3 protein-coding genes are annotated in these 2,583 nt (G+C 67.8%); all 3 read left to right on the top strand.

The window, feature by feature from the left end:
* The coding region (locus tag ACE3UY_RS19535; protein WP_374689155.1) for a PaaI family thioesterase at nucleotides 1-522 on the top strand (522 nt) is incomplete at its 5' end.
* Nucleotides 512-1,510, top strand: coding sequence for a TatD family hydrolase (locus tag ACE3UY_RS19530; protein ID WP_374689154.1), 999 nt, complete (start codon nucleotides 512-514; stop codon nucleotides 1,508-1,510). The genes ACE3UY_RS19535 and ACE3UY_RS19530, both read left to right, overlap by 11 nt.
* 34 nt (nucleotides 1,511-1,544) lie before the next feature.
* On the top strand, nucleotides 1,545-2,583 hold a 1,039-nt coding region (locus ACE3UY_RS19525), incomplete at its 3' end, for a glycosyltransferase family 2 protein (RefSeq protein ID WP_374689153.1).

Below are 2,583 nucleotides of genomic sequence, written 5' to 3'. Positions count from 1 at the left end.
TGCTACGGCTGCGGACGGCTGAACGAGCACGGCTTGCAGATCAAGAGCTATTGGGACGGCGACGAGACGGTCTGCCACTACCAGCCGCGGCCTCACCACACGGCTGTGCCCGGCTACGTCTATGGCGGCCTGCTGGCCTCGCTCATTGACTGCCACGGCACGGGCACGGCCGCCGCGGCCATGTACCGCGCCGAGGGACGGCCGATGGACAGCGACCCGCCGCTGCGTTTCCTGACCGCCTCTCTGCGCGTGGACTATCTGAAGCCAACCCCCATCGATCGCCCGCTCGAATTGCGCGGACGGGTGAAGGAGATTAAGGGCCGCAAGGTCATCGTCGCCGTAGACCTCTATGCCCATACAGAGTCCGCATCCTCAGATGCGGGTTCTGACCGTATGGAAATATGCGTTCGCGGCGAGGTTGTTACCGTCCTCGTCCCCGACGATTTCATGGCCCGGATTATGGGCGGAGGAGTAGGGGGGCAGAGGAGCGAGGGAGCAGGGGAGAACTCTGGTGACGAGTGACGGGTCACGGGCGACGAGTGATGGGTTGATGCAGGTGCAACCCACTTCAGAAAGTGGGCCGCACCTAATGCTCGTTGACACGCACTGTCACCTCGACTTCGACTCCTTCGCCGGCGAGGCGGAGGCGGTGGTTGAGCGGGCGGCGGCGGCCGGCGTCACGCGGATCATCGTCCCCAGCCTTGATCTGGGCAACGTCCGCGCCGTGCTGGACTTGGCCGAACGCTTCCCCGGCGTCTATGCCGCCGTCGGCGTCCACCCCAATTCGGCCGCCGGCTGGCGCGACGAGTGGATCGACGAGCTGCGCGCCCTGGCCGCCCACCCCAGGGTGGTCGCCATCGGCGAGATCGGCCTCGATTACTACTGGGACAAGACCCCGCCGGCCACTCAGCACCGGGCGCTCCTCGGCCAACTGGCGCTGGCCGCCGAACTCGATCTGCCGGTTATTCTCCATAACCGGGATGCCAGCACTGACCTGTTGCGTTTGCTAGTGGAGGTTACGGGGGAGCAGGGGAGCGAGGGAGCAGGGGGCCGAGAAAAGGCCAGATCTCATCCCGCACTACAAGAAGGGCTCTTGCGCGGTGTCTTCCATTCGTTTTCGGCCGAGTGGCCCACGGCTGAGGCCGCTCTGGCGCTGGGCTTCTACATGGGCTTCACCGGCCCGCTGACCTTCAAAAAGGCCGACGACCTGCGCGCCATCGCCGCCCGCGTCCCGCTTGACCGCATCCTCATCGAGACCGACGCTCCCTTCCTGGCCCCGCATCCCCACCGCGGCCGGCGCAACGAACCCGCCTACGTCCATCTCGTCGCTGAGCGGCTGGCCGAGGTGCGCGGTCTCTCCCTCGAGGAAGTAGCCCAGGCCACCACGGCCAATGCGGTGGCTCTTTTCAGGTTGTCAGAGGCCTATGCCGCGCAGGGGGGCGGGGGAGCGGGGGAGCAGGGGAGAGTGACTAACACGAGTGACGGGCGATCAACTGTCACCAACCACTGACCCACTGAATACTGCTTACTGCTCGCAACGCCCTATGTCTCCTGCTCCCCCGCCCCCCCGCTCCCCCGCTCCCCTGCCCTCCCTCTCCATCCTCATCGTCAACTGGAACGTCCGCGACCTGCTGCGCGACTGCCTGCGCTCCATCGAGCGCGGCCGGGGTGGGCTGGACGTGGAGGTCATCGTCGTGGACAGCGCCTCGACCGACGACAGCGTGGCCATGGTCGCCGCCGAGTTCCCGTGGGTGATGCTCCTGCCGCAGGCGGAGAACGTTGGCTTCCCGCGCGGCAACAACATCGCCCTGGCGCGGGCGCGCGGCCGGGCGCTGCTGCTGCTGAACCCCGATACGGTCATCCTCGACGACGCCCTGCCCACGCTCCTGGCCTACCTGGACGCCCACCCCGACGTGGGCGCAGTCGGCCCGCAACTGCTCAACGCCGACGGCACTGTCCAGTCCTCGCGCCGCCGCTTCCCGACGCTGGCCACCGGCATCTTCGAGAGCACCTGGCTGGAAGGGCTGGCCCCCGGCGTGCTGCGCCGCTACTACGCCCTCGACTTGTCCGACGACGCCACGGCTGACGTTGATTGGCTGACTGGGGCCTGCATCCTTGTGCCCCGCGCCGTCTACGAGCGCGTCGGCGGGCTGGACGAGGCGTATTTCATGTACTCCGAGGAGCTTGACTGGTGCCGCCGGATCAAGGAGGAGGGCTGGCGCGTGGTCTATCACCCGGCGGCGCGCGTTGTCCACCATTCCGGCAAGAGCAGCGAGCAGGCCGTCACCGCTCGCCACATCAACTTCCAGCGCGCCAAACTGCGCTATTTCCGCAAGTTTCACGGCCGGGCCGCGGCCGGCTTCCTGCGCGCCGTCCTGATGGCGAATTACGTCTGGCAACTGCTACTGGAGAGCGCGAAATGGCTCCTGGGCAGCCGTCGCCCGCTACGCCGCCAGCGCGTGCGCGCCTATCTCGACGTGCTCCGTTCCGGCCTGAGGCCAGCGGGGAAGCGGGGGGGCAGGGGGGCCGGGGGGCAGGGGTGCGACGAACGGCGAACGGGGCACGACGAACGACCAACGACCC

The organism is Promineifilum sp. (SeqCode) (genome assembly GCF_041918635.1).
Classification (GTDB): Bacteria; Chloroflexota; Anaerolineae; order Promineifilales; family Promineifilaceae; genus Promineifilum.
The sequence above is the reverse complement of the archived record's forward strand: the minus strand, read 5'-3'. Positions and strand labels throughout refer to the sequence as shown.